This is a genomic window from Ruegeria sp. HKCCA4633, from assembly GCF_013034605.1.
Classification (GTDB): Bacteria; Pseudomonadota; Alphaproteobacteria; order Rhodobacterales; family Rhodobacteraceae; genus Ruegeria.
This window is the reverse complement of record NZ_WQGJ01000001.1, coordinates 1-23,690: the sequence shown is the minus strand read 5'-3', so window position 1 is coordinate 23,690 and position 23,690 is coordinate 1. Positions and strand designations below refer to the sequence as shown.

The 23,690-nt window shown below is 56.2% G+C and carries 23 protein-coding genes and 3 tRNA genes; 15 read left to right on the top strand and 11 right to left on the bottom strand.

Annotated features, from left to right (window positions below; translation table 11 throughout):
• The first annotated feature begins 195 nt into the window (after positions 1 to 195).
• The 6 genes from GOV85_RS00130 to lexA all read left to right on the top strand — a co-directional run bounded on the left by GOV85_RS00130 (position 196) and on the right by lexA (position 5,021).
• Entirely contained in the window at positions 196 to 777 is a 582-nt protein-coding gene (locus GOV85_RS00130) for an aminodeoxychorismate/anthranilate synthase component II (RefSeq protein ID WP_171176152.1), read from the top strand.
• On the top strand, positions 774 to 1,793 hold the full coding sequence (gene trpD / locus GOV85_RS00125) for an anthranilate phosphoribosyltransferase (protein WP_171173818.1): 1,020 nt from the start codon (positions 774 to 776) through the stop codon (positions 1,791 to 1,793). The genes GOV85_RS00130 and trpD overlap by 4 nt, the downstream gene beginning before the upstream one ends.
• Positions 1,790 to 2,602, top strand: coding sequence for an indole-3-glycerol phosphate synthase TrpC (trpC, locus tag GOV85_RS00120; RefSeq protein ID WP_171173816.1), 813 nt, complete (start codon positions 1,790 to 1,792; stop codon positions 2,600 to 2,602). Before trpD ends, trpC begins: the two co-directional genes overlap by 4 nt.
• Positions 2,602 to 3,075 (top strand): cyclic pyranopterin monophosphate synthase MoaC, encoded by a 474-nt coding sequence (moaC, locus tag GOV85_RS00115; protein WP_171173814.1) that lies wholly within the window; start codon positions 2,602 to 2,604, stop codon positions 3,073 to 3,075. Before trpC ends, moaC begins: the two co-directional genes overlap by 1 nt.
• Complete coding sequence (gene glp, locus GOV85_RS00110; protein WP_171173813.1) at positions 3,072 to 4,244, top strand: gephyrin-like molybdotransferase Glp; 1,173 nt, start codon at positions 3,072 to 3,074, stop codon at positions 4,242 to 4,244. Before moaC ends, glp begins: the two co-directional genes overlap by 4 nt.
• Before the next feature lie 78 nt (positions 4,245 to 4,322).
• On the top strand, positions 4,323 to 5,021 hold the full coding sequence (gene lexA / locus GOV85_RS00105; protein ID WP_171173811.1) for a transcriptional repressor LexA: 699 nt from the start codon (positions 4,323 to 4,325) through the stop codon (positions 5,019 to 5,021).
• Here lexA and GOV85_RS00100 read toward each other — a convergent pair.
• Positions 5,015 to 7,063, bottom strand: coding sequence for a ComEC/Rec2 family competence protein (locus GOV85_RS00100; protein WP_171173809.1), 2,049 nt, complete (start codon positions 7,061 to 7,063; stop codon positions 5,015 to 5,017). The two genes, lexA and GOV85_RS00100, sit on opposite strands and share 7 nt — an antisense overlap.
• A 78-nt stretch (positions 7,064 to 7,141) precedes the next feature.
• Here GOV85_RS00100 and gltX point away from each other — a divergent pair, with 78 nt between their 5' ends.
• Together gltX and gltA are read left to right on the top strand one after the other, a co-directional pair.
• On the top strand, positions 7,142 to 8,542 hold the full coding sequence (gltX, locus tag GOV85_RS00095) for a glutamate--tRNA ligase (protein ID WP_171173806.1): 1,401 nt from the start codon (positions 7,142 to 7,144) through the stop codon (positions 8,540 to 8,542).
• Between the two features lie 122 nt (positions 8,543 to 8,664).
• Positions 8,665 to 9,960, top strand: coding sequence for a citrate synthase (gene gltA / locus GOV85_RS00090; protein WP_171173804.1), 1,296 nt, complete (start codon positions 8,665 to 8,667; stop codon positions 9,958 to 9,960).
• Positions 9,961 to 10,094: 134 nt separating this feature from the next.
• Here the strand turns inward: gltA and GOV85_RS00085 are convergent, their stop codons facing one another.
• A complete protein-coding gene (locus GOV85_RS00085) occupies positions 10,095 to 11,162 on the bottom strand; it encodes a PA0069 family radical SAM protein (protein WP_171173802.1) in 1,068 nt (355 codons plus the stop codon).
• Positions 11,163 to 11,437: 275 nt separating this feature from the next.
• Between GOV85_RS00085 and GOV85_RS00080 the strand changes: the two genes are divergently transcribed.
• Together GOV85_RS00080 and GOV85_RS00075 are read left to right on the top strand one after the other, a co-directional pair.
• On the top strand, positions 11,438 to 12,136 hold the full coding sequence (locus tag GOV85_RS00080) for a B12-binding domain-containing protein (protein WP_171090262.1): 699 nt from the start codon (positions 11,438 to 11,440) through the stop codon (positions 12,134 to 12,136).
• A 238-nt stretch (positions 12,137 to 12,374) separates the two neighbouring features.
• Positions 12,375 to 13,034, top strand: a complete 660-nt coding sequence (locus GOV85_RS00075) for a DUF1638 domain-containing protein (protein ID WP_171173801.1) — start codon at positions 12,375 to 12,377, stop codon at positions 13,032 to 13,034.
• A gap of 2 nt (positions 13,035 to 13,036) precedes the next feature.
• On the opposite strand, the gene GOV85_RS00070 is transcribed toward GOV85_RS00075, so the two are convergent.
• On the bottom strand, positions 13,037 to 13,447 hold the full coding sequence (locus GOV85_RS00070) for a SufE family protein (protein WP_171173799.1): 411 nt from the start codon (positions 13,445 to 13,447) through the stop codon (positions 13,037 to 13,039).
• 139 nt (positions 13,448 to 13,586) lie between these two features.
• On the opposite strand from GOV85_RS00070, the gene GOV85_RS00065 reads away from it, so the two are divergent.
• On the top strand, positions 13,587 to 14,117 hold the full coding sequence (locus GOV85_RS00065) for a hypothetical protein (protein ID WP_171173797.1): 531 nt from the start codon (positions 13,587 to 13,589) through the stop codon (positions 14,115 to 14,117).
• 6 nt (positions 14,118 to 14,123) lie between these two features.
• Here the strand turns inward: GOV85_RS00065 and rnd are convergent, their stop codons facing one another.
• The 3 genes from rnd to purM all read right to left on the bottom strand — a co-directional run bounded on the left by rnd (position 14,124) and on the right by purM (position 17,035).
• Entirely contained in the window at positions 14,124 to 15,281 is a 1,158-nt protein-coding gene (rnd, locus tag GOV85_RS00060; RefSeq protein ID WP_171173796.1) for a ribonuclease D, read from the bottom strand.
• Between the two features lie 114 nt (positions 15,282 to 15,395).
• Positions 15,396 to 15,992, bottom strand: a complete 597-nt coding sequence (purN, locus tag GOV85_RS00055) for a phosphoribosylglycinamide formyltransferase (RefSeq protein WP_171173794.1) — start codon at positions 15,990 to 15,992, stop codon at positions 15,396 to 15,398.
• Complete coding sequence (gene purM, locus GOV85_RS00050) at positions 15,989 to 17,035, bottom strand: phosphoribosylformylglycinamidine cyclo-ligase (protein WP_171176150.1); 1,047 nt, start codon at positions 17,033 to 17,035, stop codon at positions 15,989 to 15,991. The genes purN and purM overlap by 4 nt, the downstream gene beginning before the upstream one ends.
• Before the next feature lie 107 nt (positions 17,036 to 17,142).
• On the opposite strand from purM, the gene GOV85_RS00045 reads away from it, so the two are divergent.
• Positions 17,143 to 17,219: transfer RNA gene (locus tag GOV85_RS00045), tRNA-Ile, on the top strand.
• 351 nt (positions 17,220 to 17,570) lie between these two features.
• Here GOV85_RS00045 and GOV85_RS00040 read toward each other — a convergent pair.
• The 4 genes from GOV85_RS00040 to GOV85_RS00025 all read right to left on the bottom strand — a co-directional run bounded on the left by GOV85_RS00040 (position 17,571) and on the right by GOV85_RS00025 (position 21,412).
• Positions 17,571 to 18,358 (bottom strand): IS5 family transposase gene (locus GOV85_RS00040; protein ID WP_171173792.1). Its coding sequence is split into 2 segments (ribosomal slippage): positions 17,571 to 18,019 and positions 18,019 to 18,358, totalling 789 coding nucleotides; the frame shifts between segments, so codons are not numbered across the junction.
• A 160-nt stretch (positions 18,359 to 18,518) separates the two neighbouring features.
• On the bottom strand, positions 18,519 to 19,160 hold the full coding sequence (locus tag GOV85_RS00035; RefSeq protein ID WP_171173790.1) for an imm11 family protein: 642 nt from the start codon (positions 19,158 to 19,160) through the stop codon (positions 18,519 to 18,521).
• Positions 19,161 to 19,457: 297 nt separating this feature from the next.
• On the bottom strand, positions 19,458 to 19,994 hold the full coding sequence (locus GOV85_RS00030; protein ID WP_171173788.1) for a hypothetical protein: 537 nt from the start codon (positions 19,992 to 19,994) through the stop codon (positions 19,458 to 19,460).
• Between the two features lie 98 nt (positions 19,995 to 20,092).
• A complete protein-coding gene (locus tag GOV85_RS00025; RefSeq protein WP_171173785.1) occupies positions 20,093 to 21,412 on the bottom strand; it encodes an ATP-binding protein in 1,320 nt (439 codons plus the stop codon).
• A gap of 44 nt (positions 21,413 to 21,456) precedes the next feature.
• Between GOV85_RS00025 and GOV85_RS00020 the strand changes: the two genes are divergently transcribed.
• Both GOV85_RS00020 and GOV85_RS00015 read left to right on the top strand, forming a co-directional pair.
• A complete protein-coding gene (locus GOV85_RS00020; protein ID WP_171173783.1) occupies positions 21,457 to 22,371 on the top strand; it encodes an MBL fold metallo-hydrolase in 915 nt (304 codons plus the stop codon).
• 76 nt (positions 22,372 to 22,447) lie between these two features.
• A tRNA-Asn gene (locus tag GOV85_RS00015) sits at positions 22,448 to 22,522 on the top strand.
• Between the two features lie 130 nt (positions 22,523 to 22,652).
• Here the strand turns inward: GOV85_RS00015 and GOV85_RS00010 are convergent.
• Positions 22,653 to 23,246, bottom strand: a complete 594-nt coding sequence (locus GOV85_RS00010) for a hypothetical protein (protein WP_348540097.1) — start codon at positions 23,244 to 23,246, stop codon at positions 22,653 to 22,655.
• A gap of 369 nt (positions 23,247 to 23,615) precedes the next feature.
• Between GOV85_RS00010 and GOV85_RS00005 the strand changes: the two genes are divergently transcribed.
• Positions 23,616 to 23,690 (top strand) — tRNA-Asn (locus GOV85_RS00005).

Genomic DNA, 23,690 nt, shown 5'->3' with positions numbered 1-23,690 from the left:
TCTGCCTTTCGCCTCTTTTCTCTGCCTCGTCCAGCTCTGCGCCATCTGGTGTGGCGCTCGGCCAATTGAACGCGTCAGAAACGGTATGTCCTCTTGACGCTGCCGCCCAAGCCTGAGCATGTATGTGCGGACATTATACCGTGGCCCGGGGCTGCATCGCCAGCCTGAAATGCCCAAGTGAAGATAAGTGCCCATATGCTGCTGCTGATCGACAACTACGACTCGTTTACCTACAATTTGGTACATTATTTAGGCGAACTTGGTGCCGAAATGGTTATTCGCCGAAATGATGCGCTTGATGTACAGGAAGCGATGGCTATGAACCCCGCCGGTATCCTGCTAAGCCCCGGCCCCTGCGACCCGGATCAGGCCGGGATTTGCTTGGCGCTGACTGAAGCCGCCGCAGAAACCAAAACACCATTGCTGGGGGTTTGTTTGGGGCATCAGACCATCGGTCAGGTTTTTGGCGGCAAAGTAGTGCGCTGTCACGAGATTGTTCATGGCAAGATGGGCACGATGCAACACACCGGAAAAGGTGTTTTTGCTGGTCTGCCCTCACCCTTTGAAGCGACCCGCTATCATTCGCTGATTGTTGAGCGTGAATCCCTGCCCGACTGTCTTGAGATCACGGCTGAATTGGAAGACGGCACCATCATGGGGCTGCAGCACAAGGAACTGCCCATACATGGCGTTCAATTCCACCCGGAATCCATCGCCTCCGAGCATGGCCACGCCCTGCTCAAGAACTTCCTACAAGAACTGAAAGTCCCCGCATGAGCGACGCGCTGAAACCGCTGATCGGAGCTTCGGCCGATCGTCCATTGACTCGTGACGAAGCTGAAAAAGCCTTTGCCATCCTGTTTGATGGCGAAGCCACGCCCAGCCAGATCGGTGGGCTTTTGATGGCCATGCGCACACGTGGTGAAACCGTCGATGAATACGCCGCTGCCGCCGCTGTGATGCGGGCAAAGTGCAACGCCGTCAAAGCTCCGGACGGAGCGATGGACATCGTGGGCACAGGCGGCGACGGCAAAGGCACACTGAACATCTCGACCGCGACGGCTTTTGTGGTTGCCGGTGCCGGTGTCACCGTTGCCAAGCATGGCAATCGGAACCTCAGTTCGAAATCAGGAGCAGCCGATGCCCTGGGTCAGATGGGCATCAACGTCATGGTTGGCCCCCAAGTTGTTGAAGATGCTCTAAAAGAAGTTGGAATTGGGTTCATGATGGCACCGATGCATCACCCGGCCATTGCCCACGTAATGCCATCACGCCAGGAACTGGGCACGCGTACAATCTTTAACATCCTTGGCCCCCTGACCAACCCCGCAGGCGTCAAGCGGCAATTGACCGGCGCGTTCAGTCGCGACCTGATCCGACCAATGGCCGAAACGCTTGGTCTGCTGGGCTCAGACCGCGCGTGGCTGGTGCATGGATCGGACGGGACGGATGAACTCACGATCACGGGAATCAGCTGGGTCGCTGCGCTGGAAGATGACACGATCAAAGAGGTCGAACTGCACCCCGAAGACGCAGGTCTGCCGGTACATCCGTTCGAAGACATTATCGGCGGCACACCAGAAGAGAACGCCGTCGCATTCCGCGCTCTGTTGGACGGTGCCCCATCCGCTTATCGCGATGCAGTACTGTTGAATTCGGCTGCCGCTTTGGTCGTCGCCGAAGCGGCAAGCGATCTGCGCGACGGTGTCGCCATGGCCGCCCAAAGCATCGACAGCGGCAAAGCCAAAGAAAAAATCGCCGCTCTGGCACGCAAGACACAGGAAGCCGCATGACCGAAACCGTTCTGGACAAGATCAAAGCCTACAAACTGGAAGAGGTCGCAGCCGACAAAGCACAGAAATCCCTGGAAACACTGGAGAGCGAAGCACGGGCCGCATCGGAAACCCGTGGCTTTGCCACAGCTTTGCAATCCGCGTCGCGGCAAGGCTATGGCCTGATTGCCGAGGTCAAGAAAGCCAGCCCGTCCAAGGGTCTGATCCGTCCGGATTTCGACCCGCCTGTACTGGCCAAAGCCTATGAGGATGGTGGTGCTGCGTGTTTGTCCGTGCTGACCGACACCCCAAGCTTTCAGGGCGCAAAGGAATATCTGACGCAGGCACGCGAGGCGACTTCGCTGCCCGCTTTGCGCAAGGATTTCATGTATGACCCCTATCAGGTGATCGAAGCCCGCGCCTTGGGCGCCGATTGCATTTTGATCATCATGGCTTCGGTCAGTGATGATCAGGCGGCTGAACTGGAACAAACTGCCTTTGATTGGGGTATGGATGTTCTGATCGAAGTGCATGACGAAGCGGAACTGGAAAGAGCCACCCAGTTGAAAAGCCCGTTGATCGGCATCAACAACCGCAATCTCAAGACCTTCGAGACAACATTGGACACCACGCGACGCCTGTCCAAGCTGGTACCAGCGAACCGCACAATTGTTTGCGAAAGCGGCCTGGGAACACCGGATGATCTGAAGGACATTGCGCGCTATGGTGCACGGTGCTTCCTGATTGGTGAAAGCCTGATGCGGCAGGATGATGTTGAAGCCGCCACGCGTCATATCCTGTCCAACCCTCTGATCCCCGGAGTGATGTGATGCCGCTGACCCATTTTGACGCTCAAGGTCAGGCGCATATGGTCGATGTGTCGGACAAAGACGTGACAGACCGTGTCGCCGTTGCTGCCGGGCACATTAGGATGGCGCCGGAAACCTTTGAAATCATTTCTGAAGGCCGCGCGAAAAAGGGCGACGTTCTGGGCATCGCCCGTCTGGCGGGCATCATGGGCGCAAAGAAGACGCCCGACTTGATCCCGTTGTGTCACCCTCTTCCAATCACCAAAGTGGCGGTTGAACTGACCCTTGATCCTGATTTGCCGGGTGTTCAGATCGAGGCCACGGTCAAGACCTCGGGACAGACCGGTGTTGAGATGGAAGCCCTAACCGCAGTCTCAACCGCGGCTTTGACAGTGTATGACATGACAAAGGCCGTCGATAAGGCGATGGAGATTGGCGGAATCCGCGTTCTCTTGAAAGATGGCGGTAAATCAGGGCGTTACGAGGCGAAATGATCACAGTCGAAGAGGCGCGCGCCCTGCTGTTCGATCTGGTGGGGGTTTTACCTTCGGAAGAGGTTCCTCTGGCACAGTCCGCCGGGCGTGTATTGGCGCGGGATGTTGTGGCGGGGCGGAACCAACCGCCCTTCGCGGCATCGTCGATGGATGGATATGCCGTAAAGGCCGCCGAAGTTGAGCTGCACGCCATGTTCAAGGTGGTCGGAGAATCCGCGGCTGGCCATCGCTTTGATGGCCAGGTCGGTCCCGGTCAGGCGGTGCGCATTTTCACCGGTGCGCCAGTGCCCGAGGGCGCGGATTTTGTGATCATTCAGGAAGACACAGATCGACGTGGTGACCTGATCACGATCACCGACGAACCCGGCCCCAAAACCAATATCCGGCCAGCTGGCGTAGATTTTGAAATCGGCACATCCATTTCAGCACCACGTTTGATCCGGGCCGAAGATGTGGCTCTTATGGCCGCAATGAACACTCCCCGCGTTACGGTTGCGCGCAAACCGGTGATTGCACTTATCTCCACCGGCGACGAGTTGGTGATGCCCGGAGAAGAGCCGGGCCCAGATCAGATCATTGCCTCCAACACATTCGGTTTGCAGGCGCTGCTTGAAGGTCTGGGTGCATCGGTACGCGTTCTGCCCATTGCGCGCGATACCGTTCCCTCGCTTGAAACTGCATTTGGCTTGGCGCACGGGGCCGATCTTGTCGTCACAATCGGTGGCGCTTCGGTTGGTGACTATGACCTTGTCGCAGATGTCTCGCAGGGTTTGGGGATGGAGCGGTCGTTCTACAAGATCCGAATGCGTCCCGGAAAACCACTGATGGCCGGTCGTATCGGCGAAACGGCAATGGTTGGCTTGCCCGGCAACCCGGTCAGCGCCATGGTGTGCGGGTATCTGTTTCTAGCACCGATGGTGCGCCGGATGCTTGGCCTGGACGACGTGGTTCCGACTTTCCGTACAGCGCAGCTCACGGCTCCCTTGTCGGAAAACGGACCGCGAGAGCACTACATGCGCGCAGTTCTAAGCGACACGGGCATCGAAGCCTCTGCAGATCAAGACAGCTCGCTTCTCAGCGTTCTGGCTCAAGCAAATGCGCTTTTGGTCCGACAACCGCACGATCCCACCCGTGAAATCGGGGAAACGGTTCAGTACCTGCCGATCTGAGATGTTCTCAAATCCGTTGACACAAAACGTGAACATGCGTAGAACAAAAGAAAACGCATGAGCGACGAGGTGTGAGCGATGCTGACCAAGAAGCAATTGGATTTGCTGGAATTCATCCACAAACGCGTGCAGGCGGACGGTGTTCCGCCCAGTTTCGACGAAATGAAGGCCGCGCTTGATCTGCGGTCGAAATCCGGCATCCACAGATTGATCACCGCTCTGGAAGAACGCGGGTTTATCCGCCGCCTTGCCCATCGCGCCCGCGCGATTGAGATCGTGAAACTTCCCGAAAGCCTAGGTGGCGAACCCACAGCCGGGTTTACGCCGCGGGTTATCGAAGGTGACAAACCGGAAGGTCGCCGCCCCGCGAATGTGGAACCCGTTTCAGTCGACGCGCTGGAACTGCCGGTCATGGGTCGGATTGCGGCTGGTGTTCCCATTGAGGCCATCAGCCATGTCTCGCACCATGTCGCCGTCCCCGGCCCCATGGTCTCCGGCAAGGGCGAGCATTACGCGTTAGAGGTTCGTGGAGACTCGATGATCGACGCGGGTATCAACGACGGTGATGTAGTGGTGATCCGGGAAACGTCGACAGCAGATAACGGCGACATCGTGGTTGCCTTGGTCGAGGATCAGGAAGCGACGTTGAAGCGGTATTTCCGCCGGGGCAATGCCATCGCGCTTGAAGCTGCCAACCCGGTCTACGAAACGCGCGTTCTGCCCGAAGAAAAGGTCAAGGTTCAAGGCCGCCTTGTTGGCTTGATCCGGACTTACTGATCCTGCTTGGACGGAAGGTCCCCGGTCGCGTTTGGGGACCAAAGCCTTTGCCCCGTTAGCTCGGCACTTGATATCAGCTTTCCGTTCAGAACAGACAAGCTGCCGGTTTCGTACAAGCGATCGGGGTCAAAGACCCCGCACGGCCCCTGCAAATTCAGAGCCACAGCAGAGACGATGATCTGGTTTGCCTTGCATTCGTCAAACCCGTTTGCAGCCCTTTTGCCAGTCAGGTGGATAATCTCCTGATCTTTCATCAGGTAGCGCTGGATTGCGTTCGTCTCGGGCCATCTGAGCGCGGCCTGAACCTGATCGACACCATCCCCGTCATTCTCAAGCCAAACAGTTGCGACAAACCCGCTGCCTTTGCCTTTGCTCAACGCGCGCCCCTGTTCCGTCATCACGCCGACCAAACCTCCGGTTTCGGCGATCAGGGCGTCGGGGCGTTGCCCCGCAGTCCACAGCAGAAAGCCCGCCAAAATCGGGCACATCCCAATCCACTTTGCGTGTCCCTGCCACAGCGCGATCCACAAAACGCCCAGGGCGATAACAGGCAGAACGTACCACGGCGGGCTGACCACATAACCTTGTGCGCCATGCAGATTCGAAACCCAATGTGACACCGTCAAAATCCACTGCAATGCCCACCCCATCACTGTCAGGGGAATCGTCTCAAGCCCCAGAGGAGCCAATAGCGCGGCGACAACCGCCGCTGGAACAACACACAAACCCATAACCGGAACAGAGAGCAGATTTGCCAAAAGACCGTAGTGCGACATGGTATTGAAATGCGCGGCACCGATCGGAGCCGTCGCAAGCCCGGCAATGGCCGAGGACATCAGCACGCCAACCACCGGCTTAATCCATTTCGGTCCAGGCAAGGGACCCACTTCGCGCAGCGCCCCGAACACGGCGACCAGAGCTGTGGTTGCTGCAAATGACATCTGGAATCCCGGACTTAACAGGGATTCCGGCCTGAGGAGCAGAACGATCACCGCCGCAACCGCCACGGCGCGGAGAGAGATCGCCCGGCGGTCGATCAGCACCGCTCCCAGCATGACCGTAACCATGACAAAGGCACGTTCGGTCGCGACATTTCCGCCGGACAACATCAGGTAGACAGTCGCCGCGCACAAGGCGCAGACAGCGGCAACTTTTCGCACAGGCAAGCGCAGCGCAAGCGCCGGGAGTAACGACAGACAGATGCGGCAAGCCACAAATACGAATCCCGTCAGCAGCCCCATATGCAGCCCCGAGATTGCCAGCAGATGTGCAAGGTTCGATGCGCGCAGCGACGATAGCGTATCTTGCCCCATACCACTGCGATCCCCGGTGGTGACTGCTGCTGCAAAGCCACCAATTTCACCAGGTAGTATTTCCTTCACGCGCTGCGATATGGCCATTCGGATTGCGGTTATCCGAACGCCCTCGATCCCGTCCGAAGCTGGTGCGATGGTAAGAACAGGAACGCGGGTGTACCCCACCGCGCCTAAACTCTGGAACCAGGCGTGACGGCGGAAATCGAACCCGCCGGGTTCTACGGGCCCTTGTGGTGGAGACAGATGCGCCGTCGTCATAATCCTCTGCCCCGGTGCAATAGGTCCGGTTGGGGCATGAACAGAAAGACGGACGCGCTGCGGCCTTCGCTCCTGCGGCACGTCCCCTATGCGCACCTGATCAAGCGTCAACCGCAACGCATCCGAGGCAGACCGATCCATGGCGACGACCCTCCCCTCGATAGGGCCATAATACCGCCATGACAGAACCGGTTCTGCCACCATATGGGCGCGAACACCTGCCAGGCAGAAACCAGCAGCGATCAACGCCCCCCCGATGGCCAACGACCCCACCCCCGGCGCAAGCCAGCGGCGCGCAAAGACGAAAGCCAAGCATAGACAAACCAGACCAGCGTAGGCCGGCATGGCAGGTTCTGCCCGGATGCCGAAATACAGGCCAATCCCGGTTGCCAGCATCACCGGCGTCCATGGGAACATGTACCCAGTCTGGTGCAGCAGCGCGGCCTCAACCCGTGCAAGAACACGCATGGTTGCCCCCGTCCTTCGGGCTCGTTAGACAGGCGTCAAACTATGCCAGATACGGTTACCAAAAGGTTAATCCCCACCATGTCCGACCAGGTCGTCACCCGTTTTGCCCCTTCACCTACAGGTTTTCTGCATATTGGCGGCGCGCGTACCGCGTTGTTTAACTGGCTTTATGCACGGGGTCGTGGCGGCAAGTTCCTGCTGCGGATTGAAGACACCGACCGCGAACGCTCGACACCTGAAGCGACTGCCGCAATCCTTCAAGGTATGGCATGGCTGGGACTGGACCACGATGGTGACGTGATCAGCCAGTTCGAGGGCGCAAACCGGCACGCTGAGGTTGCGCATCAACTGTTGGCCGAAGGCAAGGCATACAAGTGCTTCTCAACTCAGGAAGAAATCGCCGCCTTCCGCGAACAGGCGCGGGCCGAAGGTAAATCAACCCTGTTCCGCAGCCCGTGGCGCGACGCTGATCCGGCAACACATCCCGATGCGCCATTTGTCATTCGCATCAAAGCGCCACAAGACGGTGCGACCGTGATCCGCGATCAGGTTCAAGGCGATGTCACCATCCGCAATGATCAACTGGACGATATGATCCTGCTGCGTTCGGACGGCACACCCGTCTACATGCTGGCGGTGGTGGTCGACGATTACGACATGGGCGTCACCCACGTTATTCGCGGCGACGATCACTTGAACAACGCCGCGCGTCAGATGATGATCTATGAGGCAATGGGCTGGGACGTTCCGGTCTGGGCACATATCCCGCTGATTCACGGGCCCGACGGCAAGAAATTGTCGAAACGTCATGGCGCACTGGGCGCGCAGGAATACCAGGCCATGGGCTATCCCGCGGCTGGAATGCGCAATTACCTGGCGCGTTTAGGCTGGAGTCACGGTGATGACGAATTCTTCACGGATGCGCAGGCAAAAGAGTGGTTCGATCTGGACGGAATCGGTAAAAGCCCGGCCCGTTTCGATCTGAAAAAGCTGGAAAATCTCTGCGGACAGCATATTGCAATCTCAGATGATGCTGCGCTGCGGCGGGAAATTGAAGATTACCTCGCGGCAGCGAACCTTCCTGCTCTCACTTCGACACAATCCAGTGATCTGGAACGTGCGATGTATTGCCTCAAGGATCGGGCGCGTACTTTCCCAGAACTCCTTGAAAAAGCGCATTTTGTGCTAACCCAACGCCCAATTGTCCCGGATGAGAAGGCGGAGAAGGCGCTGTCATCTGTATCCGATGGTATACTGTCGGAATTGACGCCGCAGCTGCAAAATGCTAGCTGGTCCCGGAACGAGCTGGAGGAGGCCCTGAATTCCTTTGCCGAGTCAAAGGAGCTCAAGTTCGGCAAGCTGGCGGGTCCGCTACGGGCCGCACTGGCAGGCCGGGCCGTTACACCTTCGGTTTTTGACATGATGCTGGTGCTGGGGCGGGATGAAACCTTGGCGCGGCTTTCTGAGGCAGCGAAATAAACCCAATCTTCATAGTCGGGTAACGCTGCTCCGCTAACACCCGGATTGCGCGTTCGCGCGCAATCGTTGCCCGTATCGCCGGAGGTCTGTCCGGCGTGCGCATGATTGAAGAAGGGACGACTATGACTGACAGCAACAAAACAGCCACTCTGACTGTTCACGGCAAAGAATACGAGTTGCCAGTTCATTCCCCGACCGCCGGCCCTGATGTTGTTGATATTCGCAAGCTATACGGACAAGCCGGGGTTTTCACCTACGATCCAGGCTTCACCTCGACCGCTAGCTGCGACAGCACCATCACCTATATCGACGGCGAAAAAGGTGAGCTGCTGCATCGGGGTTATCCGATCGACCAATTGGCCGAGAAATCGCACTTTCTCGAAGTTTGCTATTTGTTGCTTTATGGGGAACTACCTGCGGCAAAGGATCTGGAAAAGTTCGAAACCACGATCACCCGTCACACCATGCTGCACGAGCAGATGCAGTATTTCTATCGCGGTTTCCGCCGAGATGCGCATCCGATGGCCATCATGGTCGGTGTTGTCGGGGCAATGTCGGCCTTCTATCACGATTCGACCGATATCTCGGACCCGCACCAGCGCGAGGTTGCCTCGCACCGTCTGATCGCCAAGATGCCGACAATTGCGGCCTGGGCCTACAAATACCACATCGGTCAGCCGTTCGTTTACCCGCGCAACGACCTGGACTACGCGTCGAATTTCCTGCGCATGTGTTTTGCCGTTCCCGCCGAGGATTATGAGGTCAACCCGATCCTCAGCCGCGCGATGGACCGGATTTTGACTCTGCACGCGGATCACGAACAGAACGCTTCGACCTCGACCGTGCGTCTGGCATCGTCCTCGGGTGCGAACCCGTTCGCTTGCATCGCAGCCGGTGTTGCGTGCTTGTGGGGTCCTGCCCACGGGGGCGCCAACCAGGCATGTCTTGAAATGCTGGAAGAGATCGGCACCGTTGATCGCATTCCCGAATATATCGCCCGCGCCAAGGATAAAGACGATCCGTTCCGTCTTATGGGCTTTGGTCACCGTGTCTACAAAAATTTCGACCCGCGTGCCAAAGTGATGAAACAGTCGGCAGACGAAGTTCTTGACCTGTTGGGCATTGACGACAATCCCAAGCTTCAGGTCGCTAAAGAACTGGAAAAAGAAGCGCTGGAAGATCCGTATTTCGCCGAAAAGAAACTGTTCCCGAATGTCGATTTCTATTCTGGGATCATTCTTGAGGCGATGGGCTTCCCAACATCCATGTTTACGCCGATCTTTGCTCTGTCGCGCACAGTAGGCTGGGTCAGCCAGTGGAAAGAGATGATTGCCGATCCTCAGAACAAGATCGGTCGCCCGCGTCAGCTGTATCTGGGCGAGACACTGCGGGATTACGTGGATATCGAAAACCGCTGATTCTCCAAACTTCGACAAATATTTAAGACCCTGGTTTAACCAGGGTCTTTTTTGCAATCGGGCATTTCGAAATCAGTATAAGAAATTGCTTTTGCGATATTATTCAGCGGTCAGCCCAGGGGTGTATTTAGGCTTTAGAACAAGCTCATTTGATCCCCGGGTTGCGGCGGAATTTCAAAAAGATCGCAACGTAGAGGGGCAGATTTCACAGAAAGCCCTAACCGCTTGCAAGCTTTGGAAAACCTTTGGGCAATAATTCCGGCGTACTCACCCTCACCCCGCATTCTGTGGCCCCAGCGCGGGTCATAGTCCCGCCCACCGTGCATGTCGCGCAGCTTGGACATCACTTTTTCCGCCCGTGCCGGTTGGTGTTCGGCCAGCCAATCCTGCCACAACTGCGACACCTCACGCGGCAATCGCAGCATGATCCAACTGGCGGCATCTGCTCCTGCCTCCTGTCCCGCCTCAAGCAGGTTCTCTAGTTCATGATCCGTCAGGCCGGGCACAATCGGAGATGTCATCATACGCACCGGAACCCCGGCCTCGGTCAGTGTGCGGATCATGCGCAGACGCCGCTGCGGTGACGGTGCACGAGGTTCCATCCGACGCGACAAAGCGGGATCCAAAGTGGTCAGCGAGATCCCTACGCGCACCAATCCACGGCTGGCCATTTCAGTCAGAATGTCCAGATCCCGCTCGATCAAAGCGCCCTTGGTGACAATTGCAACCGGATGGTTGAACTCGTGCAACACCTTAAGGCAGGACCTTGTAATCAGGCGATCTTTCTCGATCGGCTGATACGGGTCCGTGTTTGTACCTATAGCCAGCGGAGCGACCTTATAAGACTTGGACGACAATTCATTTTGCAGAACACAGCTCATGTTGGGACGCGCTGTCAGGCGGGTTTCGAAATCCAGCCCTGCGGACAATCCCAGATAGGCATGACTGGGCCGGGCAAAACAATAGACACAGCCATGTTCACAACCGCGATATGGATTGATGGATCGATCAAACGGCAAATCCGGAGACCGATTGTACGTAATCGCACTGCGCGCCACCTCGTCCCTTGTTTCGGTGCGCAAAGGCGGTGGGGATTCGTCAATCTCCCACCCATCATCGGTGGCTACGGTTGCAAAACGCTCGAACCGACCAGTGGCGTTCGAATTAGTTCCTCTGGCCTTTATGGTTGGTACAACAGTCATTTTGGCGCTTTGTTCTATTTTTGTTCCCACCTGGAACATAAACCTGCGCCCGGGTTTGTACAAGTCTCCTCATGAAAGCGCCCCAAACAGCCGCGATCAAACCGAATGCACGATTATCATGCGGATTTTTCATTCGAGCCACGTGATTTTTTGACATATAGGTCGGTCCCGAAACGACCGACGTCGCAATCGTCACAGTCAGAATGCGACGTTTTGGCCAAAACGGAAAAAATGCCACCACGGGCCGATGGCCCGCCCAGCACAGGGAATACCCCATGTCCGACGAAGAAGACATCATCCTGTCCGAACTGAACGACGACGAACTTGTCGAGCAGATGTTCGACGATCTCTACGATGGTCTGAAAGAAGAGATCGAAGAAGGAACCAACATCCTGCTGGAGCGTGGATGGACCCCCTATGACATTCTGACCAAAGCTCTGGTCGGTGGCATGACCATTGTGGGCCATGACTTCCGCGACGGCATCCTGTTTGTACCCGAAGTTCTGCTGGCCGCCAACGCCATGAAGGGTGGCATGGCGATCCTGAAGCCGTTGCTGGCAGAAACCGGCGCGCCACGCGTTGGCAAGATGGTCATCGGCACCGTCAAAGGCGACATTCACGACATCGGCAAGAACCTCGTGTCGATGATGATGGAAGGCGCAGGGTTTGAAGTTGTTGATATCGGTATCAACAACCCAGTCGAAAACTACCTGGAAGCGCTGGAAACCGAACAGCCTGACATTCTTGGCATGTCCGCGCTGCTGACGACCACAATGCCTTACATGAAAGTGGTTATCGACACGTTGGTCGAACAAGGTGTGCGTGACGACTATATCGTTCTGGTTGGCGGTGCCCCGCTGAACGAAGAGTTTGGCAAAGCCATCGGCGCAGACGCTTACTGCCGTGACGCGGCTGTTGCAGTGGAAACTGCAAAAGACTTTGTAGGCCGCAAGCACAACCAACTGGCTGGCTAATCCGCCTTACATTTTCACAAAAGGGCCGCCCGATTGGGGCGGCCCTTTTTCATTTAGAAGCTCGGGCTTATATCTTTGGAACAAGCGCGACCGCTAAGTTGCGCAGGTCTCTGACCACAACCTATTTTGGCGGGACCAAACCGAAGACGTCGGCAGTTTACGATCAGAGGTCGGAACAAGGCTTGCCGGCAGGTCAAATTCATCCTCTTCTGTGAGCAACCCCAGAGGACGCCACACAATGTCAAACGACGCTCTGCCTGATGATGCCAGCCTAACGACCAAAGGCTACACCGACACCGAATCTGGCCGTATCCTGCTGATCGCATGTGGGGCGTTGGCCAAAGAGATTCTGGATATCAAATCGCGTAACGGCTGGGATCACATGGCGCTGACATGCCTGCCTGCGATTCTTCATGTCCACCCGGAACGGATCACGCAAGCTGTGGAAGACGCTGTGGCCAAGCACCGGGACCAATTCGACAAAATCTATGTGGTCTACGCAGATTGCGGGACCGGCGGCCTGCTTCAACAAGCCTGTGAAAAGCTGGGGGTCGAGATGGTCAAGGGCCCGCATTGTTACTCGTTCTTCGAAGGCAACCAAGCCTTTGAGGCGCGCGGCGAGGATGAGACCACGGCCTTTTACCTGACCGACTTTTTGGCCCGGCAATTTGACGCCTTTGTCTGGAAACCCTTGGGTCTGGATCGACACCCAGAGCTGCGGGATATGTATTTCGGCAACTACACCAAACTGATCTATCAAGCGCAGATCGACGATCCGGACCTCACGGAACGTGCGCGAGAATGCGCGGACAGGATGGGTTTGGAGTTCGAGCGGCGCTTTACCGGCTATGGCGATTTGGAAACCACGCTGTCAGATTGGGCAAACCGTCCGACCTGACCTTACGCGTTTTCCTGGGCCACCTGCCGTATGCGTTCGATCATGGCACGAAGGCCGTTGGACCGTTGTGCAGACAGATGATCATTCAGCCCCAAACGCGCCAGTTCTGCTCCAGCATCAACCTTGGGCACTTCGGCTACGGGCAGACCATTATACAAGGAGCGCAGGACAGCAATGAGCCCTCGCACGATCAGCGCGTCGCTGTCGCCATCGAATTTGAAAACACCGGACTCGATCATCGGATGCAGCCAGACTTGGCTGGCACACCCGTTCACTTTTGTTGCTGGAACTTTGAACGCGTCATCCAATGGGTCCATCGCCTTGCCCTGTTCGATGACATGGCGATACCGGTCTTCCCAGTCCTCCAGAAACTCGAAATCCTCGACAATGTCTTCAAAGGCGGGCGTGGCCATGGTGCGGCGATCCTTTTGGTTTCGGTACCAACTGTGACCTATGCCGACGACCACCTGCTGTCCAGCCCCGCGGTGGCTTTTCAACGCGAGGAATTTGCGCTAACCCATTGCCTGTATTCGTGTGAAAAGCTGTGGGTCCATGCAAAAATCTCTGTCCGTTCTTATCATCGCCACGCTGACCTTGACTGCATGCAGCGGCTGGCGTGATTCTCGGGTGAACCCGTCGAATTGGTTTGGCTCAAGCAGATCGGTAGAAGCTGAAACGCCGCCGGACCCTAACGCAGCTGACGCTTTGGTTCCTCAGCAAAGACAAGGCACGGGCCTGTTTTCGCGCCCGAATATCGCGGACACCAGCATTCCAATCGGTCAGATTGACGAGCTGCGCATCGATCCCACCCCAACCGGTGCCATCATTTATGCGTCGGGAACGGCTGTCCGTCAGGGCGCATACAATGCCCGCCTGGTTCGTGTGAACTCGGAAGAGAACGAGAAAAACGGCACAATGGAATTTGAGTTCCTCGTGAACTATCCCAGCGCGCAAACACCTCAAGGATCCGAACGTACCCGCATGGTGTCGGACGCTGTGAATGTCAGTCGTCAGGATCTTGAAGGCATTCGACTGGTGCGTGTGGTTGGACAGCAGAACGCGTTAGAGTCGCGACGGCGCTAAAACCTTCTAAAGCGACACAACCTTGACCGCCTGCCCTTTAGCAGCCAAAGCGATCTTGCCTTCGCATAGCTTCAGCGCGTCTTCGCCGAATACTTCGAACCGCCAGCCAGACATCGCGGGCAAGTCGCGCTCGCCAGCGGCGATCTGATCCAGTTCAGAGCTGGTGGCGATCAGTTTAGCGGCTACGCCGGAGCTCTCTGTCTTGGATTTCAGAAGAACCCGCAGCAAGTCGGCCAATGCCGGGTTGACCTTCAGCTTATCGCGCGACGTATCGACCTTTGGCAGCTTATCCGCCGGGCAATTCACCCCGCGTTTTACAGCCGCCAAAATACCTTCGGCAATCGCGCCCTTTCTTGCCTCGCGCAGCAACAGCCGCGATCCGCCCAGATCCGAGGGCGTTTTGGGTTTGGTTGACGCCAATTCGATCAGTGCATCATCCTTGAAAACCCGATTCCGAGGAACGTTGTTTTCCTGCGCATAAGCTTCGCGGAACTGGGCCAATTCCCGCACCACGGCCAGGAACTTGGCCGAGTTTGTCCGCGTCTTTACCCGTTTCCAAGCCTCTTCCGGGCGGATGTCATAGGTGGTGGGTTGCGTCAACGTCCGCAGTTCTTCCCCTACCCAATGGCTGCGCTTTGTCTTTTCAAGTTCAGCCGCCAGGTGTTCATAAATCTTGCGAAGATGGGTGACATCAGCCAACGCATAAGATTTCTGCGCGTCTGTCAGCGGACGCCTAGACCAGTCCGTAAACCGAGAGGTCTTGTCGACGCCCTGTTTGCAGATTTTGCGCACCAATGTCTCATACCCGACTTGTTCACCAAAGCCGCAAACCATCGCTGCGACTTGTGTGTCGAACAAAGGATTGGGGAACACACCTGCCTCAACCCAGAAAATCTCAAGATCCTGTCGAGCGGCGTGGAATACCTTGACGACATCTTCGTTGCGGAACAGCTTGTACAGCGGTTCCAGCGATAGCTCATCAGCCAAGGGATCCACCAGAACCGCGCTGTCTTCGTCTTCGGAAGGGACCGCCAATTGCACGAGGCAGAGTTTGGAATAATACGTCCGCTCGCGCAGGAATTCAGTGTCGACAGTGATATAAGGATAGCTTGCGGCGGCCTTACAGAAGTCGGCCAGCTCTTGCGTCGTCGTCAGGGTTTTCATGCGCCGTACTAGTATCGCTCTTGGTTTTGTGACTGCCCGTTATTTTCTTCGTCCCGAGCGTTACCGACGACCATAGGCCGAATATCGGGCGGGTGTAAATCACCCAGAGCGGGTTCAGGGCAACAGGACGGGCGACCTGTTGCCTTCTGCGTAACGGCGCAACACTTCGGGGTAGAGCACATGCTCCTGAACCAGGACTCGCGCAGCCAGCGTATCCGGCGTGTCACCCTGCTCAACAGGCACACGAGCCTGGCCTAAAATCGGGCCATCATCCAGCGCTGCGGTGACTTCATGAACCGAGCAACCATGCTCGGCGTCCCCGGCCTCAATTGCACGAGCGTGCGTATGTAAGCCTTTGTACTTCGGCAATAAAGAAGGGTGGATGTTCAGCATCCGCCCCTGAAACCTGGAAACAAAATCCCCCGTCAGCACGCGCATGAAACCCGCCAGACACACAATGTCCGGCTGTGCCTCCTGCAAGGGCTTCAAAAGCTCGGCCTCAAACGCGGCGCGGTCCCCTTTGAACGGGCGGTGATCGACCACTGCGGTCGGAATGCCACGGTCTGCAGCTTTTTTCAGCCCGCCCGCCTGCGCATCATTAGACAGCACCAAACAAGGCCGCGCCGGATGGTCACCGATCATGCTATCGACCAGCGACACCATGTTCGACCCGCCCCCGGAAATCAGGATCGCGACGCGCTTGTGGCTCACAGCAGTTTGCCCGAATAGGCAACGCCGGGCGTCTCAGTCACGGTGCCGATCCGTGCAACGGTCTCACCGGCGTCTTTTAGCAAGATCGACAGCTCATCCGCTTTGTCTGCTTCGCACACGACAATCAGGCCAACACCGCAATTGAAGGTCTTGAGCATTTCGGCTTCGACAATACCGCCAGTTTCCGCCATCCAGCTGAAGACGGGCGGCAATTGCCAGCTGTCCAGATCGATCTCGGCCCCCAACCCCTCGGGCAACACACGCGGCAGGTTTTCGGTCAGACCACCGCCTGTAATGTGCGCCAGCGCGTGAACACCACCGGCGCGGACAGCAGCCAACGCCGGTTTGACATAGAGGCGTGTGGGCGTGAGCAAAGCCTCACCCAAGGTGCCAGCGCTGAAGGGCGACGGCGCGTCCCAGCCCAGCCCAGACAGCTCAACCAGTTTACGCACCAGCGAATAACCGTTGGAATGCACCCCGTTCGAGGCCAGGCCCAGCAGCACATCACCCGACTGAACACCAGCGGGCAAATCCGCACCACGTTCCATCGCACCAACCGAGAACCCGGCCAGATCAAAGTCACCATCGGGATACATGCCCGGCATCTCAGCCGTCTCGCCCCCGATCAACGCACAGCCGGATTGCGCGCAACCCTCGGCAATGCCTTCGATGATCCGCGCTGCCGTGTCGGTATCCAGCTTTCCGGTGGCGAAATAGTCCAGGAAGAACAGCGGTTCGGCCCCCTGACAGATCAGGTCGTTGACGCACATGGCCACCAAATCAATGCCAACCCCATCCACAACGCCAGTATCAATTGCAATCCGCAGCTTGGTGCCCACGCCATCGGTTGCCCCAACCAGAATGGGATCCTGATACCCCGCTGCTTTCAGATCGAACAATGCGCCAAAGCCACCCAGCCCGCTCATCACGCCGGGGCGGTTGGTCCGTTTGGCGGCGGGCTTGATCCGATCGACCAGAGCATTGCCCGCGTCAATATCCACGCCTGCATCGGCATAGGTGATTCCGTTCTTACCCGCTGTCATGGTCGGTCCCTCATGAATGCTTTGCGGGCGGGTTAGTCGATTGTGCATCATGTTGCAACGGTCAGGCTTGACGCGGGCGTTCACCGTGATAGGCAAGACGCCGTGGCGGGCCTGTAGCTCAATTGGTTAGAGCAGAGCGCTCATAACGCTTTGGTTGCGGGTTCAAGTCCTGCCGGGCCTACCAAGATCACCGCTACGTTATTGTTTTATATAAATAATACACCGGCGGGGTACGATATGCGGCTCAAAATGAAGCAGCCACATATATAATGTACTACCCAACGAACTCAGTAGTTTTTATCGAATCCACCTCAAACCACCCTGGCCGTTTTTCCAGTGCCGGAATGTCATTTCTCTCCAGCCACTCTTTGATAGCCGCCCTATGGTTTTGGGGTTTCGCCACGCATCGGCGAGAACGCAGATCCACGAGCTGAGCTTTGTAATCTTGAATACCACTGGATTCTTCGATTCAACCCGTGGGCTTTTGCCCAAACATGCGCTGCCGCTTCCCAATCTGGAAGCGACCGTGACTAGGTCATGTTGACAAATGGCGGAGCCATATGCGGATTGACGTGATATCGACGAAGCCGAGGAAGCTTTCAGCAGTTTTGTCGTAACGTGTCGCGACACGGCGGGCATTCTTCAGCTTGTTGAAGCATCTCTCAACCAGGTTCCGTAGTCGATACAGTGGGCGATCAACACCGACGCGCTTCTTTCGCGACTTCCGCATTGGGATCACAGGTTGGATATATCGGCTGCGCATTTGGTCGCGAGTGCTGTCGGCATCGTACCCCTTGTCCGCCAGCAGTACTAAAGGTTCCGGCAGATTGTCGTCCATGATGAGATCGAAGCCAAGATAATCGGACGTCTGGCCAGGTGTGATGTCAGTTCTCATCGGCAGACCGACCGCATTCACCCGGAGATGGATCTTGGTCGTAAAGCCACCCTTTGAGCGACCAAAACCCTGTCGCGGAGTCCCCCTTTAGCGCCCGCTGCCTGATGATGGGCGCGAACCACGGTACTGTCGACCATTTGTAGGGCATCTGGAACGATCCTGCTCTCGATCAGCGCCTCCAGGATCTGTTCCCAGAGGCCGGCAAGTGTCCAACGCCGGAACTGTTGATAGACACTCGACCATTTCCCGAACTCTTCAGGAAGGTCCCGCCACGGCGCGCCGGTACGTGCTATCCAGAAAACGCCGTCAAGAACAAGGCGGTGGTTGGTAGGTTTTCGCCCATTCGGGGCGCGAACGGAAAGAATGAACTGTTCAAAGAACGCCCACTCCTCGTCCGACATCAAATCTCGTGCCAAGCTGGTCTCCATCGCAGATGTTAGCTTGAATCATGCCCAAAGCCCGATGTGAATCCCTTTTGTCAACACGACCTAAACACTTTGCGGGGAATAATATGATGGACATTAAAAGTGTATTCACCCATGGATAAATGCCTTCTGGTTCAAATATTCTAGAGAATTAAGTCAGATATCAGAGCGTGCCGACACGGCAGCGAACAAGACCCCAGCCCTTGTCGACGCCCGCAGCTTTCAAACCGGCAACGAGATGGTCAGACAAAAACAAGAGCTTGGGTACCAGCGGATCAACCCAAATATCAGGACCATCCATTGCCTCCGGCACAACGACGAGTTCAGATTCGCGACTGCTTCTGGGCAGATACCGGATTCCGTTTCCGATGTTATCGAGAGGCGAACGAATATCACCTTCTGGCCCTAGAGCATCGTAGTTGCCCATGGAGCGTTTGTTGCCCACGTTCAGAAAATAATATGGCTCGGATGTGGTCAGATGGGACTCGGTCGAATCCATCAGCTTCAATGGGTGAAAAACAGTATTGCCCAGATCAAACTGCTCCAATACCGCCTTTGTGAATTCAGACACCAAGGGATAGCCACCGCCACTAATGAACGGTGCGGTGTAATATTCAGCTTTGGAGTTAAAGTACCAAACCTCGCCAACCTGTTCTTTTGTCAGGATATCCCCCCGCTTCCAACCAAGAGCGGACTCCTGAACCATCCTTTTTGACCATTCAACATGGTCCGCCGAGCGCTTTTCCCTCCAGCTTAACCCAAACTCCTTGCGAAGGATGGACTGGATCACACCGCTGCGATTCATTGTCGTCGCAATCCACACACAGGGCTCGCCATCTGTTTGTCTGGTTTAATTTGACATCGTTACCTCACTTCCTGTTGCGTGGTTTTTATTCTCGGACAGCATTATTCTTAAAGAGAATTTCTGAACCGTTGCATCCACGCTGTCACACTCAAACTGCCTATCAAAGCGGCGATCAAGTAGCGACTTCCATACCGTCACGGTTGTGGGGTGTTGGTATGGGTATTAGGTGACACATCCTAAGCCCAGCCCCACAATTCGGAGCAACCTGCGGCCTGTCTGCAAGTTAAACCTCGGGCGCTAGTATTTAAGAAACTCTTCTACACTATCAGCCAGCCACCAAGGACTCTGCGTTTCATAGAACGCGTGTGTCCCGGCTGAATTTGGCAGGTTTCGGATCGTGACCAGATAGTCTTCAAAGTCGATCGGAACGGACCAATGTGATGCGTCATACAGCATGGCCAAGTATTCGTCAGCAGTTGGTTCGAAATAGTCCTGATCCGGATCTGGCGGGCCATAAACTTTCGCAAACTCGGCCTGGAAGTAATCTAGAACATATGAGCAATAGATCACCTGATTTGCTCTGACCTGAACTGGAATTGGTGCGAATTCGTCTGCGTCTTCTTTGACAAAATGCTTTAACTCAAACGCCATACCCTGGATCACTTCTTCCTGCATCCAACTGCTGCAGGTGTCGCCAAGCGCAATGAAGCTGGCCATACGTTCGAATTTTCGGTCTTCGGCTTCCCGCGCGAATTGCGTAATCGGAACAAGAGCAAACAATGAAGTGACGGTAACGACTATTTTCTCGATATTGCTGAGAGCTGCTTTAATCATTTTCTCTGAACCCCACGTCGTTGGAAAACTGGGGTCAGAATGACATGCTTATACAAAAGCACAAAATTGCATGCATTTTTTAGCAACAAGGCGTGTTGCTATCGACCTATGATAATATCCGCGCAAAGACCGCCCAAACGCTCGCTTTTTGCCAGGCGCAATGTACCGCCATGCGCACGGGCAATGTCCGCCACAATCGCCAAACCAAGACCTACTCCGCTGCCCTTGTTCTGATTCCGTGCCGGATCAAGCCGCGTGAAAGGCTTGACCGCTTCGGTGCGTTCCTCGACTGGAATACCCGGGCCATCATCTTCGACACGGATACGCATGGACTTGGGATTCAGTGTCAAGCTGACGTCAGCCCGTGATCCATAGCGCACCGCATTTCCGATCAAATTTTCAACGGCCCTGCGAATGGCCATAGGGCGCAGCAGCACTGCCCCCTGCCCCTCAACCCCAATCAGCTCGGCCTGATGCCCGGCGCGTTTGGCATCCTCCACGATCTGGCGAATGAAAACATCTGGCTGCACCTCTTCTGGGGAGCCTTCCGCAGCTCCGCGCGTGAAATCCAGAAACGCGTCAAGCAGGGACTGCATTTCCGTCACATCCTGCTGCAAAGGCGCGGCCTCGTCTTCGGGCAGCATAGACAGTCCAAGTTTTAATCGCGTCAGCGGTGTGCGCAGATCATGGCTGACACCCGACAGCATTAGCGTCCGCTGTTCGATTTGACGTTCGATCCGGGCGCGCATGTCCAGGAACGCATTTCCTGCCGCACGAACCTCGATGGCGCCGCCGGGTGTATAGGGCACGACCCTTCCACGCCCAAAGGCCTGCGCCGCATCGGCCAGACGTGTGATCGGCCGCAATTGATTGCGCATATATAGAAAGGAAATCGAAGTCATGATCACGGCGAAAAATACCATTGTCACGATCAACTGATGCGGCGCGACTGGGGACAACCTGCGCCGATCAAAGGTCAGCTGCAATACCCCAAGATGTGTCTGCAAATACACCCGCGCTTCGCGACTTGTCGGCAAGGCGACAGCCACTAGATCGGGCAGGTTTGACTGAAGGTCGGACTGGACCTGTAGCGCGATGAAATCATACCAGCGCCGCGCCCCAATCATCGGTTCTTCGTTCACGTCAAGAAAACGCGCCTGCATTTCAAGGGCCCGCAAATCGGGGCGCACAACGGCCAGAGCGTCCTGCTGCGTTTCGGCATCGGCGATCATCGTCGTGATCAAAGTCACTTCGCGTGACGCCGCGCGGGTCATCTGCCCGGTAACGTCTTCCAGATGCTTTTGGATAAAGGCAATACCCACCACCAGCAGCAGCACGATCACCGGAAGAACCAGAATCAGGGCTGCCCGGGCGTAGAGGCTGCGAGGCAGATAGGGTTTGAGCCATTGCGAAGACATAGGCTAAACCTAGCGGGCCGTCCGGATAAGAGAAAGAGCACAGAATGCAGGCACCTGACGATTTCAACCCACCCGCAGGTGTTGCGGTCGATCTGCAACCCGGGTTGAGACGTATTCTGGCCCCGAATCCCTCAGCCATGACCTATCGTGGCACCAACACCTACTTGCTGGGAGACCGAGACATCGCGGTGATCGACCCTGGCCCCAAAGACGAGGCGCATCTGAACGCTATTCTGGATGCTCTGACTCCTGGGCAGAGAATCAGCCACATCATCGTGACGCACACGCATCTGGATCATTCACCGCTTGCCGCCCCACTGGCGAAGCGGACAGGCGCAGCGATCTATGCCTTCGGCGGACCAGAGGCCGGGCGAAGCGATGTCATGACCCGTTTGGTCGCGCAAGGTATGACAGGGGGCGGCGAAGGGATCGACACCACGTTTCGTCCTGATGTTGAGGTTGCAGACGGCGAAGTCATTGACGGAAATGACTGGCAGTTGGAGGTCATCCACACCCCGGGTCACTTGGGAAATCATATTGCGCTCGGCTGGCAGGACACCTGTTTCACAGCTGACCATGTGATGGGTTGGGCCAGTTCTTTGGTCTCACCCCCGGACGGAGATTTAACGGACTTCATGGCGGCCTGCGACCGCCTGCGCGCCCGCGCCTGGTCAGTTTTTCATGCAGGGCACGGCGCGCCAATCACAGACCCTGCCGGACGTCTGGATTGGTTGATCCAACACAGACAATCCCGTGAGGCACAGATTTTGGCGGCTCTGGAACAGGCAGATGGCACGGCCCGGCAGTTGGCCGAGCGTATCTATACCGAAACACCCGCCGCCCTGCTGCCCGCCGCGGAACGCAACGTCTTTGCGCACCTTGTTGATCTGAATGGGAAAAACAGGGTCCTTTCGCGCGGTAGAATGTTTGCCTCGGCGGTTTTTCATCGCGTCGCATAACAGGTCAAAATTTTTTCATGCTTCGCGCGCTTCCCCTCTGGACGCCGGGAATCCGGGTTGCTATACGCGCCTCAGTTCCGGCGTAGCTCAGCGGTAGAGCAGTTGACTGTTAATCAATTGGTCGTAGGTTCGATCCCTACCGCCGGAGCCAATAATCCTGACAATCCAAGCAGTTGACAAATAGATCGGTCGAGAGCCCGTACTTTCGTCCACTGCTATATCAGTATGCGTTTTCCGGCGCTCTTTGGATTATCCAATCAATTTCCACTTCAGTCGTCGCTTCAGGGTACCGTTAGCAGGCGAATAACCCGAATAAGGCGATCCGCCGGGATTTGCATGGGCTCTATCCTAAATATAGCCATGCGGCCGACAAGTTCTGGTGCATCTAGAAATTCTTCCGCTGCTTGCATTCGCGGTCGATCTCCATAGTCGTCAAAAAGAAGGGTCACGGGCCGTGTAATATTGAATGCGGTGGCCAAAGCACAGCCGACTCGAAACCGGCCATCGACGAGCACAACATCCGGATGCTTGAACCCCTCGCTCTGCCAGATTGACAAAGGATATCTGGGATACCGTCCTGATTTGTCTTGATTTGCCGGAAACCCCCATTTCTTGGTGTCACCGATATCAACCCAGGATATATTAACTTCGGTCCCGGTGTTGGGTGGGTTTTCGCGAAACCAGCGCCTCATTTTTCGGGTCCAGCTTCGGTCACTTTCTACGCTGAACACAGTTTTGTTTTGCATTTCTGAGGCCAAAACAGTCGATCCGCCAGAGCCGTATTCTAGAATCACAGAGGCCGCTTCGTAGTTTTCGCGCAGCACATTTTGCGCGTCTTCCGGCATGGTTAGAACAGGTTTTTCAAGTTCGTTCACTTTCAATGCGTTCTCCTGTTGAATTCCACGATTCAAGCCTAAAGTCCGACAGTTTCAGCGAGTGGGATCAACCGTACTAAGGCGGATTAACACGTATTCCCGTGCAAGTTTCGCTGTAGCGACCGCAACGAGACCTTTTTCGGGAACATGCTATGCCCAGACAGAAGCCACACCAGATTTTGGCGGCATGGCGCTCTTCAAAACACAAAAACGCGCAATTTGATAGCAGCATTTGCACAGTCTCAGCGCCGCCCTGATCCCTCCTGTTTGACAAGTTTTTGGACCCCGCTTTGTTGCTGCTGAATTTTTCGAAAAAACTTGCGGCCTGCACTGGACGACCGGGAATTCGATTGCTATACGCGCCTCAGTTCCGGCGTAGCTCAGCGGTAGAGCAGTTGACTGTTAATCAATTGGTCGTAGGTTCGATCCCTACCGCCGGAGCCA